Annotated in this window: 15 protein-coding genes; 9 read left to right on the top strand and 6 right to left on the bottom strand. The window is 36.3% G+C overall.

Features of this window, described 5'->3' with window-relative positions:
- Positions 1–31 precede the first annotated feature (31 nt).
- Positions 32–1,753, bottom strand: coding sequence for a gamma-glutamyltransferase (gene ggt, locus O0955_RS14640; protein ID WP_269428303.1), 1,722 nt, complete (start codon positions 1,751–1,753; stop codon positions 32–34).
- Positions 1,725–3,500, bottom strand: coding sequence for an AMP-dependent synthetase/ligase (locus tag O0955_RS14635; RefSeq protein WP_269428302.1), 1,776 nt, complete (start codon positions 3,498–3,500; stop codon positions 1,725–1,727). The genes ggt and O0955_RS14635 overlap by 29 nt, the downstream gene beginning before the upstream one ends.
- A gap of 459 nt (positions 3,501–3,959) precedes the next feature.
- On the opposite strand from O0955_RS14635, the gene O0955_RS14630 reads away from it, so the two are divergent.
- Positions 3,960–4,436, top strand: coding sequence for a hypothetical protein (locus O0955_RS14630; protein WP_269428301.1), 477 nt, complete (start codon positions 3,960–3,962; stop codon positions 4,434–4,436).
- A gap of 72 nt (positions 4,437–4,508) precedes the next feature.
- Here O0955_RS14630 and O0955_RS14625 read toward each other — a convergent pair whose 3' ends face one another.
- The gene (locus tag O0955_RS14625) at positions 4,509–6,335 is read right to left on the bottom strand and encodes a M61 family metallopeptidase (RefSeq protein ID WP_269428300.1); all 1,827 of its coding nucleotides are present in this window, start codon (positions 6,333–6,335) and stop codon (positions 4,509–4,511) included.
- 267 nt (positions 6,336–6,602) lie between these two features.
- On the opposite strand from O0955_RS14625, the gene O0955_RS14620 reads away from it, so the two are divergent.
- The 6 genes from O0955_RS14620 to htpG all read left to right on the top strand — a co-directional run bounded on the left by O0955_RS14620 (position 6,603) and on the right by htpG (position 15,553).
- Positions 6,603–7,691 carry an efflux RND transporter periplasmic adaptor subunit gene (locus O0955_RS14620; RefSeq protein WP_269428299.1) on the top strand — a complete coding sequence of 363 codons (1,089 nt, stop codon included), beginning with the start codon at positions 6,603–6,605 and terminating at the stop codon, positions 7,689–7,691.
- Positions 7,692–7,693: 2 nt separating this feature from the next.
- Positions 7,694–10,807, top strand: coding sequence for an efflux RND transporter permease subunit (locus O0955_RS14615; protein WP_269428298.1), 3,114 nt, complete (start codon positions 7,694–7,696; stop codon positions 10,805–10,807).
- A gap of 1 nt (position 10,808) precedes the next feature.
- The gene (locus O0955_RS14610; RefSeq protein ID WP_269428297.1) at positions 10,809–12,122 is read left to right on the top strand and encodes a TolC family protein; all 1,314 of its coding nucleotides are present in this window, start codon (positions 10,809–10,811) and stop codon (positions 12,120–12,122) included.
- A gap of 16 nt (positions 12,123–12,138) precedes the next feature.
- Positions 12,139–13,002: an N-acetylglucosamine kinase gene (locus O0955_RS14605; protein WP_269428296.1), complete on the top strand. Its 864-nt coding sequence runs from the start codon at positions 12,139–12,141 to the stop codon at positions 13,000–13,002.
- 101 nt (positions 13,003–13,103) lie between these two features.
- Entirely contained in the window at positions 13,104–13,496 is a 393-nt protein-coding gene (locus O0955_RS14600; protein ID WP_269428295.1) for a response regulator, read from the top strand.
- A gap of 170 nt (positions 13,497–13,666) precedes the next feature.
- A complete protein-coding gene (htpG, locus tag O0955_RS14595; RefSeq protein WP_269428294.1) occupies positions 13,667–15,553 on the top strand; it encodes a molecular chaperone HtpG in 1,887 nt (628 codons plus the stop codon).
- Positions 15,554–15,735: 182 nt separating this feature from the next.
- Here htpG and O0955_RS14590 read toward each other — a convergent pair whose 3' ends face one another.
- Positions 15,736–16,230 (bottom strand): type I restriction enzyme HsdR N-terminal domain-containing protein, encoded by a 495-nt coding sequence (locus O0955_RS14590; RefSeq protein ID WP_269428293.1) that lies wholly within the window; start codon positions 16,228–16,230, stop codon positions 15,736–15,738.
- A gap of 378 nt (positions 16,231–16,608) precedes the next feature.
- Between O0955_RS14590 and O0955_RS14585 the strand changes: the two genes are divergently transcribed.
- Entirely contained in the window at positions 16,609–17,352 is a 744-nt protein-coding gene (locus tag O0955_RS14585; protein ID WP_269428292.1) for a LytR/AlgR family response regulator transcription factor, read from the top strand.
- On the opposite strand, the gene O0955_RS14580 is transcribed toward O0955_RS14585, so the two are convergent.
- Positions 17,353–17,505 carry a hypothetical protein gene (locus tag O0955_RS14580; RefSeq protein ID WP_269428291.1) on the bottom strand — a complete coding sequence of 51 codons (153 nt, stop codon included), beginning with the start codon at positions 17,503–17,505 and terminating at the stop codon, positions 17,353–17,355.
- A gap of 549 nt (positions 17,506–18,054) precedes the next feature.
- Between O0955_RS14580 and O0955_RS14575 the strand changes: the two genes are divergently transcribed.
- Positions 18,055–18,765 (top strand): sensor histidine kinase, encoded by a 711-nt coding sequence (locus O0955_RS14575; RefSeq protein ID WP_269428290.1) that lies wholly within the window; start codon positions 18,055–18,057, stop codon positions 18,763–18,765.
- Here the strand turns inward: O0955_RS14575 and O0955_RS14570 are convergent.
- Entirely contained in the window at positions 18,757–21,564 is a 2,808-nt protein-coding gene (locus O0955_RS14570) for a lantibiotic dehydratase (RefSeq protein ID WP_269428289.1), read from the bottom strand. The genes O0955_RS14575 and O0955_RS14570 overlap by 9 nt on opposite strands.
- Positions 21,565–21,663: the final 99 nt, after the last annotated feature.

Raw genomic sequence — 21,663 nt, 5'->3', positions numbered from 1 at the left:
CATCAAACAACTTATCCACTTATCCACATTACTAATAGCCAATGGCCTTATCATCCCCCCGTGGATCTGCCCCGCCCTGATAATAGCCCCACTTGGTTTTTAAAATGGCATCAACTCTTCCTATGGCACCACGAGGCACAATTTTATAACCTTTAGCTTCCAGTGTTTTCACTGCCAAACTGTCTAAAGCACCCTTTTCAACATAAACTTCATCTGGCAGCCATTGGTGATGAAACTTTTTGGCCGCTACGGCAGCTTGCATAGGCATTTCAAAATCAATGACATTGATAATGGTTTGAAATACTGAAGTGATAATTGTAGAGCCGCCGGGCGTACCCACAACCATAAATAATTTGCCGCCTTTTTCTACAATGCTAGGCGTCATAGAACTTAACATTCTTTTATTTGGGGCAATTGCATTGGCTTCTCCGCCTACTAAACCATACATGTTCGGCGCACCAGGTTTTACTGAAAAATCGTCCATTTCGTTGTTCAGTAAAAAGCCGGCACCTTTTACAACAACAAGTGATCCGTAAGAACCATTTAATGTGGTGGTAATGGAAACTGCATTACCTTCACGGTCGACAATAGAAAAGTGTGTAGTTTCTTCGTGCTCTTTTCCCGCTATTTCGCCCGCCAAAACCGAACTGCTTGGTGTAGCTGCAGCCCAATTGAAATTGGCCATTCTATTTTTATTGTATTCTGCATTTAAAAGCTGCTTTTGTGGAACTGCATAAAAATCAGGGTCGCCCAGGTGCGTAGCACGATCTGCATAAACTCTTCTTTCGGCTTCTACAATTAACTGAACAGTCGAATCGGCATTATGCCCCCATTTTTTTAATGGGTAGGGCTCAACAGACTGCAATAATTGAATTAAAGCAATTCCACCACTTGAAGTTGGCGGCATTGTAATAATCTTATAACCACGGTATTGGCCAACAACCGGCTTACGCCATACCGCATGATAATTTTTTAAATCTTCTTTAGTGACCAGACCCTTTCCACGCTGCATCTCTGCCACAATGGAATCGGCTACGCTACCTCCATAAAATCCATCACGGCCTTTTTGCTGAATAAGTTTTAAGGTATTGGCCAATTCATTCTGCACTAAAAGATCATTCTCTTTCCAGGTGCTTTCTAAATTTACGAAAGCTGTTCCCAGTGGATTAAAATCCATGAAGTTACGGTGTAAACCATTTAATTCGCCTGCCTGACGTTTTGTTATTTTAAAACCTTTTTCAGCCAGATCAATGGCTGGCTGTATAACCTGAGCCCAGCTTAATTTGCCGTATTTTTTATGCGCTTCAACCATGCCGTCTACTGATCCTGGTACACCCGCAGCTAAATGTCCATACAAACTTTTATCTACAATTGGATTCCCTGCAGCATCCAGATACATATCTCTGTTGGCTGCAGCGGCCGCCTTTTCTCTAAAATCGAGTGCATTAGTTTCTCCTGCAGCTGAGCGGTAAACCATAAAACCACCACCACCAATATTACCTGCATTTGGATAAACAACAGCTAAGGCAAATTGTACTGCAACCGCAGCGTCAACAGCATTGCCTCCTTTTTTTAAAATATCTACACCAACTTGCGATGCTTCGGGATGGGCAGAAACAACCATTCCGTTTTTAAATTCACCACTATTATTTTTGCCTAACTGACCACTTGCACAGCCATTTATCAGGGCTGCAACCATTAAAAAAAAAGTCAAAGTGAGGTAGTTATTGTGGTGCTTTATAGTTTTCTGCATCTTTATAAATCTTATCTATTATTGAATTATTTTTTTCTGTAATAATTTTTCTTTTCAAACTTAATTTAGGGGTAAGCTCGCCTCCATCAATACTCCATTCTTTATGTAATAAAGCAAATCTTTTAACTTGCTCCCACTTGCCAAATGAAGAATTAAAACTTTCTATTACTTCGTTATACTTGGCCATAACCTGCTCATTTTTAATAATTTCCTCATTACTGGTGTAGGTAATTCCTTTTCTGCCAGCCCAGGTTTTTAGGGTTTCGAAATTTGGAACAATTAATGCAGACGGGAATTTTCTATTTTCTCCCAGAACCATAATCTGCTCTATAAAAATAGATTCTTTGTACTTATTTTCCAGCATTTGCGGTGCAACATACTTACCACCAGCGGTTTTAAACATTTCTTTTTTACGGTCTGTAATCCTCAAAAAGCGGTTATCAACCAATTCGCCAATATCACCGGTATGAAACCAGCCTTCCTGATCGATCGCTTCATCTGTTAAGTCGGGACGGTTGTAATAGCCTTTCATAATGTTGTGGCCACGGGCAAGAACTTCCCCGTCCTGAGCAATTTTCACCTCAACGCCTTCTATTACTTCCCCAACAGAACCAAACATGGTACCTCCAAAATGATTAACGGTAATTACCGGAGAAGTTTCGGTTAATCCATACCCTTCGAAAACCGGCATACCGGCAGCCCAGAAAATTCTGGCCAAACGTGGATTTAATGCAGCACCACCAGATACCACCACTACAATTTCTCCGCCCAGGGCTTCCTGCCATTTCTTAAAAACCAGCTTACGGGCAATACCCAGTTTAAAATTATACCACCAGCCGGCATCAATCGTATACTTTTCGGCAAGCGATACCGACCAAAAGAAAATCCCCTTTTTAATTCCGCTTAAGGCTTTTCCTTTCTCCATAATCTTATCGTATACTTTTTCAAGCAAACGTGGAACGGTAGAAAAGGCATTTGGCTTAACAAACTGAATATCAGCTACAATGGTTTCCATACTCTCTGCATAATATACCGAAGTGCGGTTATACAGATAGAGATAAATGATCATGCGCTCAAAAATGTGCGAAAGCGGTAAAAAGCTCAGGCCCTTATTAAGTCCTTTTGGAATAACAACGGCAGAATTTACAAAATTAGCCACCAGGTTACTATGGGTAAGCATTACACCTTTTGGCGTGCCGGTAGTACCAGATGTATAAATAAGGGTTAAAATATCTTCAGGACCAATTTTTTCCCGGTATTCATCAAGATTGGTTTCGGTATCGGCCTTTCCTTCTTCCAGTAAAACTTTCCAGCTTTCGGCTTCAGGAATTTCATCAAAACTATAAATCTTAACCGCAGGGTTAATCGCATCAACGCAGGGTTTAACCTTTTTATAAATTTCTTCGTCTGCTACAAAAATAATTGCAATCTCTGCATCCTTTAAAATAAACTGAATATCGTGCTCAGCAAGCGTTGGATATAATGGAATTTGATAAGCACCGATTTGGTTGGCTGCGAAATCGGCAATGTTCCATTCTGGCCGGTTATGCGACATAACGGCTACCCGCCCGCCTTTGCCGATTCCTTTTTTGATAAGTCCTTTACTTAGGGCATCAACGGCAGTACAAAACTCTTCTGTACTGTAATTTACCCATTTACCCTTTATTTTTCCATTAATGAACTCTTTTTTGGGATGTTCAAGGCTATATTTTAAAAGATCAAAAACCCGTTTAATTTCTGCAGCCATATTGATTTAATATTATTTGGTTAAGTTAAAAAAATCAAAACACAAAGACGTAACATCTCCATGCCTTTTAATTCAAAAAATAATCTTACAACCAAATACCGGATGACGTTTGGGTATAAAATATTTGAATAAACTTAGCAATTCCATAATTACTATGCAAGCATTGTTTTTTATGAATAAAATTTTTGACGTTAAAAATATACAAAACGACCAAAATGATTAAGAAAGAATCAGCCTTTAAATAACCGCAGATTAATTTTTATTATCTGCTAATCCGTTCAGAATTATTAATTCATTCCCTACCAATGTAAATGTTTTGGGTATTAAGGGTTAACCTTTTAAAACAATTTTCAACTATAAAACTCAGCAGTATTTATATAAAATGACAATTTAAAAACATTACGGCATAGAAGTTGCTATGATGACAATAATTTAAAAAAACAATATAAAATTTTATTTATGAAAAAATTAATTTTTACTTTTTTAGGATGTGCAGCATTATTTATGTTCAGCACAATGAATGTTAAAGCTCAGGATTACAAAAATGCTATCGGTGGACGTTTTGGTTCTGCAAATGGTGTGAGTTTTAAAACAGCCTTGAATAAAGGTGCTATGCTTGAACTTATTGGAAACTTCAGAAGCTCAAAAGGAGTAAATTACATTAACTTAACTGGTTTATACGAAGTATATAATCCAATTAAAGGTGCTCCAGGTTTAAACTGGTTCTATGGTGGTGGTGCTTCAATAGGATCTTACAAAGTTAAAGGCTATGATAGTGATATTTATGTATCACTTGATGGTGTTTTAGGTTTAGATTACAAATTTAAAGGTGCTCCAATTAACTTATCTTTAGACTGGATTCCAACATTACAGTTAACTCCGGATACTGACTTTTACAGCGGTGATATCGGTTTAGGCGTTCGTTTTACTTTCTAAGTTAAAAAACACAAATAAAAAATCCCGTAAGGTTATGCCCTACGGGATTTTTTTATTTCATGAATCGGGAAACTATTTTCCAGCCCATTTTGCAAATACTGCTTTTTGAGCCGCAGTTGCATTTTCATTTATAGTTGCTTTTAAACGTACGTTTGGATTAGCTTTTAACTTTAAAGAAAATTCTTTTTCAAGTCCATCTCTCTTAACTTTCACTTTAAGTACATCACCAATATTCTTTTTTGCTACCACAGGTAAAACATCCAAAGAAATCATTGGGCTACGCAGTTTAATGGTTGATAAAGCCTCGTCTACAGTAACCCCATCTACCGAAATAATTTCATCATTTACATTTAAACCATCAACCCAAGCTGCAGAGTTTCTGGTTGTTGAGGTTACGATTAAGCCATTGCCTAAAGTACAAGATGCACCAGTTACAGGCTTGCCTGGCGTCGCATTTTCTGTCGAAACATCAACTCCTGCATAACCAAAGTATTTAACGTATTCAGCATCATCTACACCGTTTACGTATTTAGCCCAGAAATTGGTAAAGCTAATACCAGAAACTTTTTCAACCATTGCTTTAAATTCAGCATCTGTATAACCACGTTTAAGTGTTTTGCACTGCAAATACATGGCTTTCATTACATCATCTAAACTTTTAGCGCCCCTGGTGGCGTTAATAATTTCCAGATCCATCAAAATACCAATTACTTCTCCTTTGTTATAATAAGAAATGGCGTTGTTTTTTGAATTTTCGTTCGGGCGATAACCAATAATCCAGGCATCATAACTAGAAGATGCTGCAGACTGAACCTTCGCACCTGGTGTATTTAAAACAGTCGCTATACCAGCAGCAAGGTCATTAACAAAACCATTGGCATCAATAAAGCCAGCTCTGTGCATATATTTATTTTCGTAATACGAAGTAAATCCTTCCGCAACCCAAAGGTTAGTAGTATAATTTTCATTATCGTAATCAAACGGGCCTAAAGCAACCGGGCGTAAACGTTTAACATTCCAAAGGTGGTGATATTCATGAGCCACAAGTGCTAAAAAGCCATTATATCCTTTTTCAGTATTGTAAGCATCTCTGGTTGCGCCTAAAGTAGTAGAGTTTAAATGCTCTAAACCACCGCCTCCACGTTGAAAATTATGCACAATAAACAGGTAATATTTATTTGGGTTTTCGCCATAAACTGCAGTTTCCTGATCTACAATTTTAGCCATATCCACTTTTAGTTTTTCTTTATCGTAATTGCCGCCACCATACATTGCCACTTCATGGCGTACACCTGAAGCAGTAAATTCGAATACATCCTGGTTACCAACTTCGATAGGGCTATCATATAAAATATCAAAATCAGTTGCATGGTAAGTAAATTGCTGACCTGCAACCGGTGTTAAGCCTGTAGATACTTTACTCCAGGTGTTAAAAGGAATAATTTTGACCGTGCTCGGCGATTTAATCATACCATCAAGGTGCATAAAAATTCCTGTCGGCGATAAAAAGGCATGTGATTCATCAATAAATGGTGTGCGCACGGAGATTTCAAAAGCATAAACACGATAATTAATTTTAACATCGTTTGCTTTAGCAGAAAATATCCTCCAGGTATTTTTTCTTACTTTTTCAACCCTAAGAGTTTTGCCCGATGCAGTTGCTTTAAAATCCTCTACACTTTTTTCAAATTCACGTACCAAATAAGAACCCGGTGTCCAAACAGGCATTTTAACGTCTACATAATCTTTAGCCAGGCCAGAAATATTCATCTGAACCTCAGCATAATGAGCCTGCGGTTCTTTAAAGGAAACCTCGAAACCTATTTTTACCTGCGCCTTCGCTGCCATAATACCTGTAAGTACTAAAACTAAACTTAAAACTGATTTTTTATTAAACATATTGTCGTGTGTTTTGTCACAAATTTATATTTTATGTGGACGGTTTAAAATTTAAAATTAATAATTGCCCTGTAAAATAATGAATACACGTAAAAATATTCTTAAACCTCCAGTATCTATTTAAGTCTGACCATTGCCACAATAATTTAGGATTAACGCAAAGTAACATCCTTAATACAACAATTTTATGGTGAACTAATTGAATATTTTTACGAAATTTTTAAGGAATATCTAATATTTCGAATACGCAAACACACGAAAAAACACATGAAGAAAAGGTATATTGTATACGCTGTTTTAGCATTAGGACTGGCCTGGTTGGTTTATTACCGGATAAGTGCGAATAAGAAACTGGAAGGCAAAGGAGCATCAACAGGAAAAGGGAAGGATGATAAAGGAGGCAAAGGTGGGCCTCCGATGGTTGTTGATGGAATAATTGTTAAAACAAGTACCTTTAATAACGACCTGGAAATTACAGGCGCCATTGATGCCAATGAATCTGTTGTGTTAAAAAGTGAAGTTTCGGGTCTAGTAACCGGGATTTATTTTCAGGAGGGTACAACGGTATCTAAAGGTAGTGTGTTGGTAAAAGTTAACGACAGGGATATTCAGGCGCAGTTAAATGAGGCTTTAACGAAACAAAAGTTATCTGCAACAAATGAAAACCGTGCAAAACAGTTATTGGAAAAAGGCGCAATTAGCCAGGAAGAGTACGATACTTCTTTAGCAGACTTAAAATCTTTACAGGCACAATCACAATTAATCAGAGCACAACTGGCAAAAACAACCATCCGTGCACCGTTTAGTGGCAAAATTGGTTTACGCAATATTTCTTCGGGTACTTATTTAACACCTGCTACTGTAATTGCCAATTTGGTTAGCACCAACCCGGTAAAAATTACCTTTTCAGTTCCTGAAAAATATGCAGGACAAATAAAAATGGGTTCAGAAATTTCTTTTACCACAGATGGTTCTTCTAAACATAACACCGGAAAGGTTTATGCCATAGAACCAGGGATAGATGCGGCGACCAGAACCTTACAAATAAGGGCATTGGCTCCTAATTCGGACAATTCGTTATTGCCCGGGTCTTTTGCTAAGATTAAACTGTCTCTAAAAACAATGGATGATGCAATTTTAATCCCTAATCAGGCTATTGTTCCTGTTTTAAATGGTAAAATTGTTTATGTAAGTAAAAATGGAAAGGCACAGGAAGTTAAAGTAGAAGCGGGTACCAGAACGGCCGAAAATATTGTAATTACTTCGGGCCTGAAGGCCGGAGATACTGTTTTAACCACAGGCTCAATGTCCCTTAAAAAAGATACTCCGGTAAAAGTTCATCTCCCTAAAGAATAATCATGAGTATTTCAACTACGAGTATAAAAAGACCGGTTCTGGCTATTGTAATGAACCTGATGATTGTATTATTTGGGGTAATTGGCTATAACTTTTTAGGCGTTAGGGAATATCCTTCTATTGATCCTACGGTGGTTTCAGTTAGAACATCTTATCCGGGTGCCAATTCAGACATTATCGAATCGCAGATTACCGAACCACTGGAAAAATCAATCAATGCTATCGATGGGATTCGTAACATTTCATCATCCAGTAATCAGGGTACCAGTAACATCACCATCGAATTTAACCTGGATAAAAATATTGAGGAGGCGGCAAATGATGTACGCGATAAGGTATCGCAGGCGGCACGAACTTTACCAAAAGATATTGACGGTTTACCGGTAGTAAGTAAAGCCGATGCAAATTCGGATGCAATTTTATCCATGACCATTCAGAGTGATAAAAGAAATACACTGGATTTAAGTGATTTTGCGGAAAATGTAATTGCAGACCGGATTCAAACGATTCCGGGGGTAAGTAGTGTTCAAATTCAGGGACAAAGAAAATATGCGATGAGAATTCGTATAGATCCTAATAAACTGGCTGCTTATGGCCTAACCTCACAGGATATTGTTACTGCTTTAGATAATGAAAACGTAGAACTTCCATCGGGTAAAATTACGGGGGCAACAACGGAGCTTACGGTAAAAACCCTGGGTAAATTAACGACGGCAGATGAGTTTAACAACCTGATTCTTAAAAACGACAGCACCAATGTGGTTAAACTACAAGATGTTGGTTTAGCAGAAATGGGGTCAGAAAACGAAGAAACCATTTTGCGTGAATCGGGTAAGCCAATGGTTGCCGTTGCTATTATCCCCCAGCCCGGAGCAAATTATTTAGATATCAGTAAAGAGTTTTATAAACGTTTTGATAAACTAAAGGCTGACATTCCACAGGACATTAAATTAAAAGTTGCCCTTGATAACACCTTATTTATTAAACGTTCTGTAACCGAAGTAGCAGAAACCATTGGTTTATCATTGGTTTTGGTTATTCTGATTATTTACCTGTTTTTTAGAGACTGGGCCATTGCCTTCCGTCCGTTAATTGATATTCCTGTATCCTTAATTTTTACATTTTTTGTAATGTATATTTTCGGATTTTCGATCAACGTATTGAGCTTACTGGCCATTGTACTGGCAACCGGTTTGGTGGTTGATGATGGTATTGTAGTTACCGAAAACATATTTAAAAAGGTTGAAGAAGGCATGTCGCCATTTGAAGCCGCCATAAAAGGATCAAATGAAATCTTTTTCGCTGTAATTTCTATTTCGATAACATTGGCAGCCGTTTTTCTTCCGGTAATTTTTTTACAGGGATTTGTTGGCCGCTTATTTAGAGAGTTTGGTATTGTAATCGGGGCAGCGGTTTTAATTTCCGCTTTTGTATCGCTTACCTTAACCCCGATGCTTAATGCATATTTAATGAAAAAAGGCGGACATAAACCTTCGCGGTTTTACAATTTTACCGAGCCTTACTTTGTAAAATTAAACGATGCTTATCAAGCCAACTTAAATAAGTTTTTAGATAAAAGATGGTTGTCTGTTCCTATCATATTGGTTTGTTTGGGCTTAATTTTTCTGTTTTGGAAATTATTACCAAAAGAAACAGCGCCTTATGATGACAGAAGTGCAATTAACATCAACGTAACAACTCCTGAAGGCTCTTCTTTTGCTTATACAGATAAGTTCATCATGAAACTTAACCAGATGGTGATTGATTCTGTACCTGAAAAAAATGTAAACATTACCATTACCTCTCCGGGCTTTGGCGGGGCGGGATCTACCAATTCGGGGTTTTTAAGAATGGGTTTAGTTGATCCGGAAGACCGGGAACGCAGTCAAAAAGAAATTGCCGATCAGCTTACTAAAATCACTAAAAAATACAGCGAGGGAAAAACCATTGTTAATCAGCAGCCCACCATTTCGGTTGGCCGTCGTGGTGGTTTACCAATCAGTTACATTATCCAGGCACAAAATTTTGAAAAGTTAAGAGAAAAAGTGCCTTTATTTATGGATGCGGTTGCAAAAGATCCAACTTTTACGGTATCTGATGTGAACCTTAAATTCAATAAACCGGAAATTAACCTTACAATAGATAGAGACAAAGCAAAAAACCTTGGTGTATCTATATCTGCAATCGCCCAAACGTTAAACCTCGGGCTTAGCGGTCAGCGTTTTTCTTATTTCTTCATGAATGGGAAACAGTATCAGGTTATCGGGCAGTTTGATCAGGTAGACCGTAAAGAACCGCTCGATTTAAGCTCGGTATATGTACGAAATGATAAAGGAGAATTAATTCAGCTGGATAATTTAGTTACCGCTAAAGAAGAAAGCAGTCCGCCACAATTATATAGAAATAATCGTTTAATTGCAGCTACGGTTTCTGCAGGTTTGGCTCCGGGTAAAAGTATTGGCGAAGGTATAGATGCCATGGATGCCATTGCTAAAAAAGTTTTAGATGAAAGTTTCTCTACAGATTTAAGCGGCGAGTCACGGGATTTTAAAGAAAGTTCGTCAAATACCTTTTTTGCCTTCGGTTTAGCTTTGTTATTGGTTTATTTAATTCTTTCGGCACAATTTGAAAGTTTTAAAGATCCTATCATCATCATTTTGACGGTACCAATGGCCGTTGCCGGTGCATTTTTGTCTCTTTGGTTATGCGGGCAAAGCTGGAATATTTTTAGCCAGATCGGAACCATTATGCTGATTGGTTTGGTAACCAAAAACGGTATTTTGATTGTAGAGTTTGCCAATCAACTCAAAGAAAAGGGTATTCCTATTCCCGAGGCCATTCGTGAAGCAGCTGTTTCCCGCTTACGTCCTATTTTAATGACGAGTTTGGCAATTGCGATAGGTGCCTTACCCATTGCATTGGCTTTAGGCGCAGCTGCAAAAAGCAGAATGAGTATGGGTACTGTAATTGTTGGCGGAACATTGTTTTCGTTAATTTTGACCCTGTTTGTAATCCCGGCGATTTACTCTTACTGGGCAAAACCTTACAAACCAAATAAAGAATTGAAAGATGCACATCGTTTTGAAGAGGAAGCGATGAAAACTTCAGCAGAATAAAATGAGCAAGAGATTAAACCTGATTATCATACTACTGAGCTTATGTTCCTTTTCGCTTTTGGCGCAGGAAAAACTCAGTTTGCAGGAGGCAATAACCGTTGCGCTCCGAAATAATTATGATATAAAAATAAGTAAAAACAACACTAACATTGCCAAAAACAATGCAAACATTGGCAATGCAGGTATGCTTCCAAAATTGGATGGTACCTACACCAATGGCGGAAGTATTCAAAACACCCGGCAAACACCTGCAACAGGGCCTGACCGGGTAATTACGGGCGCAAAAAGCACTAATAATAGTCTTGGAGCCGATTTAAACTGGACCATTTTTGATGGTTTTACCATGTTTGCCAATTATGACAGGCTAAAGGAGCTTCAAAAGCAAGGCGAATTAAATTCGAGATTAACCATTTTAAACACCGTTGCTGATGTTATTACCGCTTACTATGATGTAGTTAGACAGCAACAATTGGTTATTGCAGCAGATAGCGCCATGGATGTTTCAGTTTTAAGAACCACCATTGCCAAAACAAAATTGCAACTGGGCCGGGGCTCTAAACTTGATGTATTGACTGCACAGGTAGATTATAATGCAGATACATCAGCCTATTTACAGCAAAAAAATGCTTTACAGGTAGCTAAAGTACGTTTAAACCAGTTAATGGTTAGAGATATTGGTACCACTTTTTCAGTTGAAGATAAAATTGATGTGGATGCGGCCTTAGTTTACAATCAATTGGCAGAACTGGCAGAAAAACAAAATCCTAATGTTCAAAACGCCTTTATTAATCAGAGAATTGCTTCTTTAACATTAAAATCAGTTCGCGGTGCCCGATACCCTTCAGTGAGTTTAAACTCAGGATACAGCCGGTCAAACAGTACAAGTCCAACCGGTTTTAACCAAAAATTTGCTGCAAATGGTTTCACTTACGGTGTTACAGCAAGCATTAATATTTTTAATGGTTTTTTACAACGTCAGCAGGAAAGGAATGCCAAAATAGAAATTGATAATTCTACATTAAATTTAAGCAAAACCAAGTTAGATGTGAATGCGCAATTGCTAACAGCTTATCAAAACTATGCTACCTACCTGGATTTAGTAAAACTGGAGCAAAAAAATCTGGAAATTGCAAAAGAAAACCTCGATATCACACTGGCGAAGTACCGTTTAGGCAGCATTGCACCGCTGGAATTGAGAGAAGCACAAAAAAATGCAATAGATGTGCGAAATCGTTTCATTGAAATGCAATATCAGGCAAAACTTGCTGAAATTACGCTAAAAGAAATCAGTGGGAATATAAATTTATCTAATTAATTTTTATATTTATTGCATGATACTTGTTGCAGACAGCGGCTCATCAAAAACAGATTGGATGGGTTATTTTAATGGAGAAATAGTTAAGTTTAACACTCCAGGAATTAATCCCTATTTTTTAAATGAGCAAGACATCAGCAAACTGATTTTAAAGAATGAAATATTAGTTCAGTATGCTGAAGAAGTAAAAGAAATTTACTTCTTTGGGGCGGGTTGCTCTTCTCCGGATAAACACGAAGTTGTTTCCAATGGCCTGTCATTTGTTTTTCCAAATGCTTATATTTCTGCAGATCACGACCTTTTAGGTTCTGTTTACGCAACCTGTGGCGATGAAGAAGGTTTAAACTGCATATTGGGTACAGGTTCTAACATTTGCCATTTTGATGGCAACAAAATTCAGGATGGCCATCATGGTTTAGGTTATGTTTTAGGCGACGAGGGTTCGGGTACCTTTTTTGGAAAAAAGGTACTATTGAGTTATCTGTATAAAAAGATGCCTGAAGATTTGGCTTCAGAATTTAAAAAGACATTTCCTGCAGAAAAAGAACAGATTATAACAAACGTTTACCAAAAACCTTTTCCAAACATTTATCTGGCAGGCTTTAGCCGTTTCATGGCCGCCCAAAAAGATCATCCATTTATTCAGCATATATTAAAAACAGGTTTCCAGGAATTTGTTGATACAAATATTAAAGATTACCCCCGCTATAAAAGTATTCCATGTCACTTTGTAGGTTCTATTGCCTATTACTACCAGGACGAACTGAAAGCGGTATTAAAAGATAACGGAATACGTGTTGGAAAAATTCTTCAGAAACCTATCGAGGAGCTTTTCAATTTTATCTTACGTAAAGAAGGTGTTGTAAAACAAGCTATTTAACCGGGATGTGTATTTATTGTTAAAATCTTTTTAAGATTGTAAACAGAAACGACAAACTAATTGTTAATATTTACAACAGCACATAAATTGCTTAACGAAACATGAAGAAAATATTGGTAGTAGACGATGACATTGAGGTTTTAGAAACCATTCAATTGATACTGGAAATAGGTGGATTTAAAGTATCGGCATTAAGTGATGGTGAGCAAGTATTTGATCGTATAGAACGTTTTAAGCCTGATTTAATTTTACTGGATATCTCCTTAGGTCATATTGATGGCCGCGTGTTGTGTGAGCAGTTAAAATCGATTGAAAGCACTTCTTTAATCCCTATTTTATTAATTTCGGGTTTGTACGACCCTAAAGATTTTACAACCTTAAATTATGGACAGGATGATTTCTTATCCAAACCTTTCCAAATGGATGTATTATTAAAGAAAATCAGTAAGATTCTTTCTTTAGAAGAGGATAAACCAAGTTTTCATTTAAACTAATCCATATCATTTAAATTTAAAAGGTTTCCGAAATATATAACCTTATTTAACCCCCTCTTTAGCTTAAAATTCTCCTGGTTATTCTTTCTCTGGCACTGTCATTTTGACAAATAAATCCCTTTGGAACAACCCTTGATATGCAGGATGTAGATTAAACAATTTATTTACATATGAGCATACAGGAAAAAGGAAATATCTCGATACATACCGAGAACATTTTCCCGATAATTAAGAAATTTTTATACTCTGATAACGAGATTTTTCTTCGCGAGTTAGTTTCTAACGCAGTTGATGCGGTTCAGAAAATTAAAAGACTGGGTTCATTAGGTCAGTTTAAAGGCGAAGTTGGTGCACCATTAGTTCAGGTAGCGGTAAACAAAGACAAAAAAACCATTACCATTAGCGATAATGGTTTAGGTATGACTGCCGAAGAAATTAAAAAATACATCAATCAGGTTGCATTTTCTGGCGCAAGTGAGTTTGTTGAAAAGTTTAAAGATGCAAAAGATGCCAACGAAATCATTGGTAAATTTGGTTTAGGCTTCTACTCAGCCTTCATGGTGGCTGATTTAGTTGAGATTGATACTTTATCTTACCAGGATGGTGCAGAACCTGCACACTGGGTTTGCGACGGAAGTACAACGTTCGAAATTACCGATGGACAGAGGGCAACCCGTGGTACCGATATTATTTTACACATTAACAAAGATTCAGAAGAGTTTTTAGAAGAATCTAAACTTCAGGGAATTCTGGATAAATATGCCAAATTTTTACCTGTTCCAATTAAATTCGGTACTAAAACCGAATCTGTAGAAGATGGTGAGGATGAAGAAGGCAAGAAGAAATATAAAGATGTTGAAGTTGATAACATCATCAACACTACAAACCCAATCTGGACCAAGGCACCTGCAGAATTGTCAGATGAGGATTATTTAAATTTCTACCGCGAATTATATCCATTCTCAGAAGAACCATTGTTTTGGATTCACTTAAATGTTGATTATCCTTTTAACCTGACCGGCGTATTGTACTTCCCGAAATTGAAAAATGATTTCGAAATGCAACGCAATAAGATTAAACTTTATTCCCGTCAGGTATTTATTACGGATGAGGTTAAAGATATCGTTCCAGAATTTTTAATGTTGTTGCATGGTGTAATCGATTCTCCGGATATTCCATTAAACGTATCGCGTAGTTTCTTACAGGCAGATAGTAACGTTAAAAAAATCAACAACTACATTACTAAAAAAGTTGCAGATAAATTAGGCGAGTTATTTGCTAAAGATCGTAAGGCTTACGAAGATAAATGGAAAGACATTGGTCTTTTTGTAAAATACGGAATGATCAGCGAAGAAAAATTCTACGATAAAGCTAAAGATTTTGCTTTGGTTGGAAACACGAAGAATGAGCTTTTCACTTTACCGGAGTACAAAGAGAAAGTAGCGCCTTTGCAAACAGATAAAAATGGCACTGTAGTTTACCTTTACACCAACGATGCTGCCAAACAAGATGCTTTTATCCAATCGGCAAATAAAAAAGATTACGATGTATTGGTATTAGATTCTCCGATTGATAATCATTTTATAAATCAATTAGAGCAAAAACTGGAGAAAACATCAATTAAACGTGTAGATTCAAGCGTGGCAGACAAGTTAATCGAAAAAGATGAGGTTAATGAGCACGTGCTAAGTGAAGATCAGGTAAAAGAAGTTACAACAATTTTTGAAAAAGCAATTACCAAACCAGGCATGCATGTTGAAATTGTAGCCTTAAACCCTGATGAATTACCGGTAACCATTACCATGGATGAATTTATGCGCCGCATGAAAGATATGGCTGCTATGGGTGGCGGAATGGGTTTTTATGGTCAAATGCCTGATAATTATAAAGTGGCTATTAATGGCAATCATAAATTAATCAGTAAAATATTAAAAGCAGATACCGAAGAACAAAGTACGTTAGCTAAACAGGCTGTAGATTTAGCCTTGTTGGCTCAGGGCATGTTAACCGGCGCTGAATTAACAGCTTTTGTAAGCAGAAGTGTTGAATTGATTTAATGAGGTTGTTATTGCAAATCATAAAGTAATGACGATTTTTATAATGTTGTTATGATGAGCCTGTCGAATGCTTTAAAAATCCTTCGACAGGCAAATGACAAGCGACATAACATTACAAAAGAAAGCCCTCCAGATGTAAAATCAGGAGGGCTTTCTTTATATTGGGTTAGAATATATTTTGATTAACTGGCTAAAGCCGGTTGTTTATGCGCTACGTTAAAATAATCTTTATGCTCCTCAATCAATTTTGCAATTGTTGCAGCTTTGGTATCTGTAATTTTAAATTCAAATAGTGGCTCAGAGCTTTTTTTACTTCTTACCATTTTTTCAGTGTAAAAACGATACACCAAACCATTAGTCAGCAAACCGTATTTAGCTTTTGTTTTACGGAAATATTTAGACAAACGTGAATCGTGAATATCTAAATTATCGTTATGATGTTTACATTCCACCAAAATTGTTGGCTCTCCATCTTTCATAATGGTATAATCAACTTTCTTGCTTTTTTTAACGCCAAAATCTAAAACAGCATCGGTTTGAACCTCAGAAGGATCAAAGCCCAATATCTGGATGAAAGGCATAACCAATGCATTTCTGGTTAAATCTTCAGATTGAACTTGAGGAAGCATTTTTTTAATTCTTACGGCAAATTGCCCAATTTCATCTTTAAGTTCCATTTTAATAGCTGTTAAATTTATATTCTTAAGGTAGTTTTAACGTAACATTTTAGTGTTAATCTATTCGAAACCCAATATTGTATGGCCTGTTTCTATGTTTCCTGTCCACAGGCTACACAAGGTTGGGTAGGTAGATGTAATTTAACCAAAGCCTTATTAATCATATTGCTATTGATCATTTGTTTTTGGCAAACAGTTTAAAGGTTATAAAAATATTGTGCCGGACTAAGTTTTTTACACGAACCTTCCAGTATTTTACACGAAACCCTACATTTCTGAGGACGAAAAGGGATAAGATTTTTTTAGCATCATGATTAAAGCAATTCATTTTTTATTTATCTTGCATTGAAATCATTCCAAACACACATATCAGGCACCATGAATTTAAAATGCGTTGTAATTGACGACGAACAACATGCAATAGAAGTTTTAACAGATCATATCTCTGAAATGCCGGGTTTAACGGTATTTAAGACATTTACGAGTCCCGTGCAGGCGCTTACAGAGATTACTATAGAAGATGAAATAGACTTGCTGTTTATGGATATTGATATGCCAGGTATTAATGGAATTGAATTGGCAAAGAATATTAGAGAGAAGGCCAAGTATCTGATTTTTACAACCGCACATCCAGATTATGCTTTACAGGCTTTTGACGTACAATCTGACCAGTACCTGCTAAAACCAATTTCATTTGCAAAATTTGCTTTGGGTATTGACAGGATTCTAAAAAAGGAGGCTGCAAATGCTAAAACTGCTTCGAAAGAAGCTGATCAACTTGCTGCTTTGTACATAAAGGGCGATCATAAGTATGCTTTTTCTAATATTGCCATAGACGATATTTTATATATCAAGGCACTTCAAAACTACATTCAGATTATTACAAAATCTGAAACACATACTACCTATTTGACATTGAAAGAGATTGAAAAAGCACTTGAAAGCCATGCGTTTATCAGGGTAAACAAATCAAATATTGTTGCTAAGGCATCAATCAAAAAAGTTGATGGAAATATTATCCGCCTGGTAAATAATGAGATGATTCAAATCGGAGAAGGCTATAAAGAGGCTTTCTTTGCCTATGTTCAAAGCAGTCTGTTAAAATCCAATAGAAATCAGTAACTATTTTCTGAAAGAAATATCATAGATATCAAAAGTCAGGATTGTTTTTGCTGTTGCTGTTGTTGGATCTGTATTGAAATTATTTTGATTCTTAGCGCTTTTAAAAACGAATACTGTTTTTTTTGCAAGTTTAGTTGTGTTTTGAGCTTTCATGATTATCTAAATTTTATAGTTGTTTTTAATAATGTTGTAAAGATGCAACAGAAAATTAATCAGCTATACTTTTTTACACAAACACACCATTTTAAGGGTGTGAAAGCCCTTTTTTAATAAATATATAGGAAGATGATTTTTTTAAATTTACATAATTTTTATAAAAAATATAAAATCCATTTAATTGTTTGGAGCGTATATATCATTTATGAGGTAATTATTGCCGGCTTAATCAATAACATATTTGGACAAGTAGGCAGCTACGTTCTTTTTTACTTTGTAAACATCTCGATTTTTTATATTCATGCTTATTTTTTCAATATTTTATTAGAAAACAAAAAGCTCAGTTTTAAAATCATTGGTATTCCTTTTTTAATCTTTGCCGAAATAGCTTTTTATACTCTTCTAGTTTATTGTCTGCAGCTGCTATTTATCAAATTACATTTTATACACCGAACAGATTTTCCTGTTATTGATAAAGATTACATTGCCAGATGTGTTTTCCGGTCTCTTTTATTTATTGGATTTTCAACGGGTTATGTTTACATCATGAAATCTTTTGAAGACAGGAAAAGAGTTGAAGCACTGGAGAGACAGAGTTTAGTAACACAAATAGAAAAACAGGCACTGGAAAATGATCTGGTAAACTCTCAAAATAACTATCTCCGCAGTCAGATAAACCCGCACTTTCTGTTTAATACCTTAAATTTTATTTATAACGATGCCAGAAAGAAGGCGCCTATGGCTGCAGATGCCATTATGAATCTGGCCGAAATGATGCGGTATGCTCTAAAAAGGCCCGAAGCTTCTGAAATGGTTCCTTTAAGTGAAGAGGTGGAACAAATAGAACACTTAATTAATTTACATAAACTTCGTACGGCTAACACCATAAATTTAGAACTGGAAGTTAAAGGAGATTTATTCGGCCTTAGGTTTCCGCCACTTATTTTATTAACCTTAATTGAGAATATTTTTAAACATGGTAATGTTTCTCATTCTACCCAACCAGCGCTGATTAAAATTAATTACGAAAACAATCATTTAAGCATCAAAACCATTAACATGATTAATGATGTTAAAAGCAAGCCGGGCGAAAGCCATCATGTTGGTGTAGAAAATATAGGCAAAAGGCTAAATAACTTTTATAAAGAGGCTTGTGAATTTAAATTTTATCAGGATCCTTTAAACCGGTACATAACCGAAATTGATGTGGATGTAATTAACCCTTTAGCCAATTTAAATACTTCGCGTTTAACGTAACTTAGCTGTTGCATTTTTTCTTTGTAACTCTTTCAGCAAAAAGTAATACATCACCATTTCATGGCTTCGCTGATCTTTAATAAACAACCGGTTTACATGCATATGCATTAAATCGCTAAAAAGCCTTATTCGCCGCTCTGCAGGGCAAACTTGCAGAATATCAATAAATGATGCTACAAACAGTTTAAAGTTGCTTATTTGAACTTCATTAAGGTCTGGTACGTTTTCCTTTCGGTACAATTGATATTGATTATTTAATTTCTTGAAATCTGCAGGTTCCAGATGATGTTCTTCATTAAACGAGTTCGACATTATTTTTATAACTTCTAAAAACGCTATATCAAATAGCTCTGCCTTTTGGATCTGATGGGCAAGTGCAGCACATAAACTGTACTTATTAAAATTAGAAAATTGCGATTCAATAATAGATAATACAAACTGACTGTCTCTATAGAAATGTTCTTCGGCCTTTTCAATCAAATCATTTCCATAACGGGCAGTTTCACGCTTATAAGTTTTAATTTGAACATCTGATACCAAACCTGCCAAAAGATCTTGTTCCAGATCGTTGGATAGTGCGGCAGTTAGTTTATATCCATCATCTATATTATTTAACAATACTCTAAACCTTAAATGATCTCCGTTTTCATGATAGCGGACAAAAAACCATTGCCTGATATTTTCTTCATGAGTGTTTAAAAAGCTGGCAATCGGGCCTGTTAATATTTGATCTGCCCTTTGCTGATGACAATAAATTTCAAAATACAACCATTCCCTTCCCGGAAGGAAAATTTGTTTTACAGCATTGTTTTCACGACGTTTTGTATTGGTTACTTCCCTGTAAACTTTTTCGGTATGGTAAAGACCTACAATGAACTGCCCAAAGTAAGGTTGTAATTTTTGATCCTTAATTAAACTTTCTTCCGGCAAACACACCTCTTCCAAAGAAACTTCTTTGTGCTTTTGTAAATATTGCATAAACATGGATAGATCTTCATCACTATTTAGGTTAAAACATAAGGTTTGATCAGACAAGCCTGTTTTAAAATAGGGACTTAAACCAATTTCCTGCAGGTAAGCACGGCACTGTTGAACAGAGGGTTGATCGTTATTGGCTTTAAACAGATTTTCCTTTTTTATTTGCCATTTGGCCTCGTTCAATACAATGTTTTTATACTGAAGTCTTGGATAGTAGGCTAAGCCGGGAAATAAGGCTTTGAGACAAATATTAAGATTGGTTTGAATGCCATGATGCTGCAAATCGCAAAGCAACCTGAATACCGAAAGATCGGAGCGGGTATAATTATAGGCGGATGCCATTTTAGGGACAATCCTTTTTCCAAGTTTTTCAGATCTCAGTATGATTTCATCTCCATTAACCGAAATCATAATATCACGAAGACTTAGCGGATCGTGTGAGGTATCAAAGTTTAAAATAGAAAGTTGATGGTTATAAATTAATTTTCGCCTGTTAATATTATCCACATTGGCTTCAACGGTATAAGCTACATCAAAAAACAAAACCTCTGGATTTGCATTTTGCTCTATCCGGGCAATTTCAATGCTATTTTCTAAAACATCTTTTCCGGCGAGGGTAAAACGTCCGCTCAGGGCATTGGCTGTTACCCCTCCTATCTGGTCAACGTGTACTACTCCATCGCAAATGTTCATCATTAAACTAAATGAATTTGGAATTGGCCTGGAGTTTTCATTTAACTTAAAAAGCGATTTGTTTAAAAAAAGTGTTTTCCCTTTTTCAAAGCTTTCTGCTATAAGTTCATTTCTTAAAACTGATTTTAATTCAATTTCAGTCTTTTGATGATCTGTGTTGTGCTTAAACCGGGTTACAAAATCGTCCTGATCTCCTGCCTGTTCCAGTTCATCATAACCAACCCCCATCTCAGGGTCCAGGGCTAAAAGCAATGGCACTTCTTTTTTCTCAAATTTCTTTTTAAACCGGTTAATGAAACCGGTTAATGATTCTTTCTCAACCTGTGGAACAACCTTATGTAAAAACTGAACCAACTCCGGAACATGTTGTAATAAGCTTTCGTCAATGTGGCCTGAACTTACCTCACGCTGTGCAATTAAATATTCAGGTAAATTATTTTGAGGAATTATATTAATGCGTTCAAAATAATCTTCTCCAATAATATTAGGATCATAATCTGTAAATATCAACTGAAGCGCGTGCATATCTTCAAGCAAAGTGAACAGAGATACTTTCCCGGCATCATCAAGCTGCAGGTTGCTAATTAAATCATTGGTTTTAACAGGCTTTAAACAAGCCTCCAGGATTTGTTTCACAAAAGGATCGTCATCTATTTCTGCCAGTTCAAATACCCCTTCTGTGCAGGCGATATAACGAATACTATTTGCCGCATTGTAATAACTGGTATTGCTAAAAAGCAGGCAATTTTTAAACAGCAAATCCTGAATATTAAACTGGATATTATTTTTATAAGGCCAGTCTATAAACCGGTGTACCTGTTGTAATTCGTTTATCCTTATAGTTTCAGGATAGGGTTTAATGGCATCTTTTAACAGACCAAAACTGGCAAATGTACCGTAAGGTGTTGACCGGTATTTTGCCCGGTTAAAATACTTCCAGATGGTGAAATAAATTTTTGGTGGCAACCCGGCTAATTCTTCAGCCTTTATATCTTTTATGGCTTGATAAAAAGTATCGGAAGAAATGGCAATATCCTGTTTAAGTTCGTCCCAGGAGGCCATTAAATTGGCTTGACAGGAAAATTTTGGAGTCCTGAAAATTACAACCGGGTGGATATTTAATTTCATTTATTTTAATGATCTGCGAAAATTACAAAGATTATGTTAATAATGAATGTACTGATGAATATCTTTTGGTTTAAAAACAAAAAAGCCATCTCCATGCGG

The sequence above is a fragment of the Pedobacter punctiformis genome (assembly GCF_027213715.1).
In the GTDB taxonomy this organism is placed as follows: Bacteria; Bacteroidota; Bacteroidia; order Sphingobacteriales; family Sphingobacteriaceae; genus Pedobacter; species Pedobacter punctiformis.
The sequence above is the reverse complement of the archived record's forward strand: the minus strand, read 5'-3'. Positions and strand labels throughout refer to the sequence as shown.

What these genes read in the sequence shown, in the direction of transcription:
- O0955_RS14585 (WP_269428292.1), top strand. Translation starts at nt 16,609, where the DNA reads ATGAATTTAAAATGCGTTGTAATTGACGACGAACAACATGCAATAGAA.
- O0955_RS14600 (WP_269428295.1), top strand. Translation starts at nt 13,104, where the DNA reads ATGAAGAAAATATTGGTAGTAGACGATGACATTGAGGTTTTAGAAACC.
- ggt (WP_269428303.1), bottom strand. Translation starts at nt 1,753, where the DNA reads ATGCAGAAAACTATAAAGCACCACAATAACTACCTCACTTTGACTTTT.
- O0955_RS14575 (WP_269428290.1), top strand. Translation starts at nt 18,055, where the DNA reads ATGAAATCTTTTGAAGACAGGAAAAGAGTTGAAGCACTGGAGAGACAG.
- O0955_RS14610 (WP_269428297.1), top strand. Translation starts at nt 10,809, where the DNA reads ATGAGCAAGAGATTAAACCTGATTATCATACTACTGAGCTTATGTTCC.
- O0955_RS14570 (WP_269428289.1), bottom strand. Translation starts at nt 21,564, where the DNA reads ATGAAATTAAATATCCACCCGGTTGTAATTTTCAGGACTCCAAAATTT.
- O0955_RS14580 (WP_269428291.1), bottom strand. Translation starts at nt 17,505, where the DNA reads ATGAAAGCTCAAAACACAACTAAACTTGCAAAAAAAACAGTATTCGTT.
- O0955_RS14605 (WP_269428296.1), top strand. Translation starts at nt 12,139, where the DNA reads ATGATACTTGTTGCAGACAGCGGCTCATCAAAAACAGATTGGATGGGT.
- htpG (WP_269428294.1), top strand. Translation starts at nt 13,667, where the DNA reads ATGAGCATACAGGAAAAAGGAAATATCTCGATACATACCGAGAACATT.
- O0955_RS14590 (WP_269428293.1), bottom strand. Translation starts at nt 16,230, where the DNA reads ATGGAACTTAAAGATGAAATTGGGCAATTTGCCGTAAGAATTAAAAAA.
- O0955_RS14615 (WP_269428298.1), top strand. Translation starts at nt 7,694, where the DNA reads ATGAGTATTTCAACTACGAGTATAAAAAGACCGGTTCTGGCTATTGTA.
- O0955_RS14625 (WP_269428300.1), bottom strand. Translation starts at nt 6,335, where the DNA reads ATGTTTAATAAAAAATCAGTTTTAAGTTTAGTTTTAGTACTTACAGGT.
- O0955_RS14635 (WP_269428302.1), bottom strand. Translation starts at nt 3,500, where the DNA reads ATGGCTGCAGAAATTAAACGGGTTTTTGATCTTTTAAAATATAGCCTT.
- O0955_RS14620 (WP_269428299.1), top strand. Translation starts at nt 6,603, where the DNA reads ATGAAGAAAAGGTATATTGTATACGCTGTTTTAGCATTAGGACTGGCC.
- O0955_RS14630 (WP_269428301.1), top strand. Translation starts at nt 3,960, where the DNA reads ATGAAAAAATTAATTTTTACTTTTTTAGGATGTGCAGCATTATTTATG.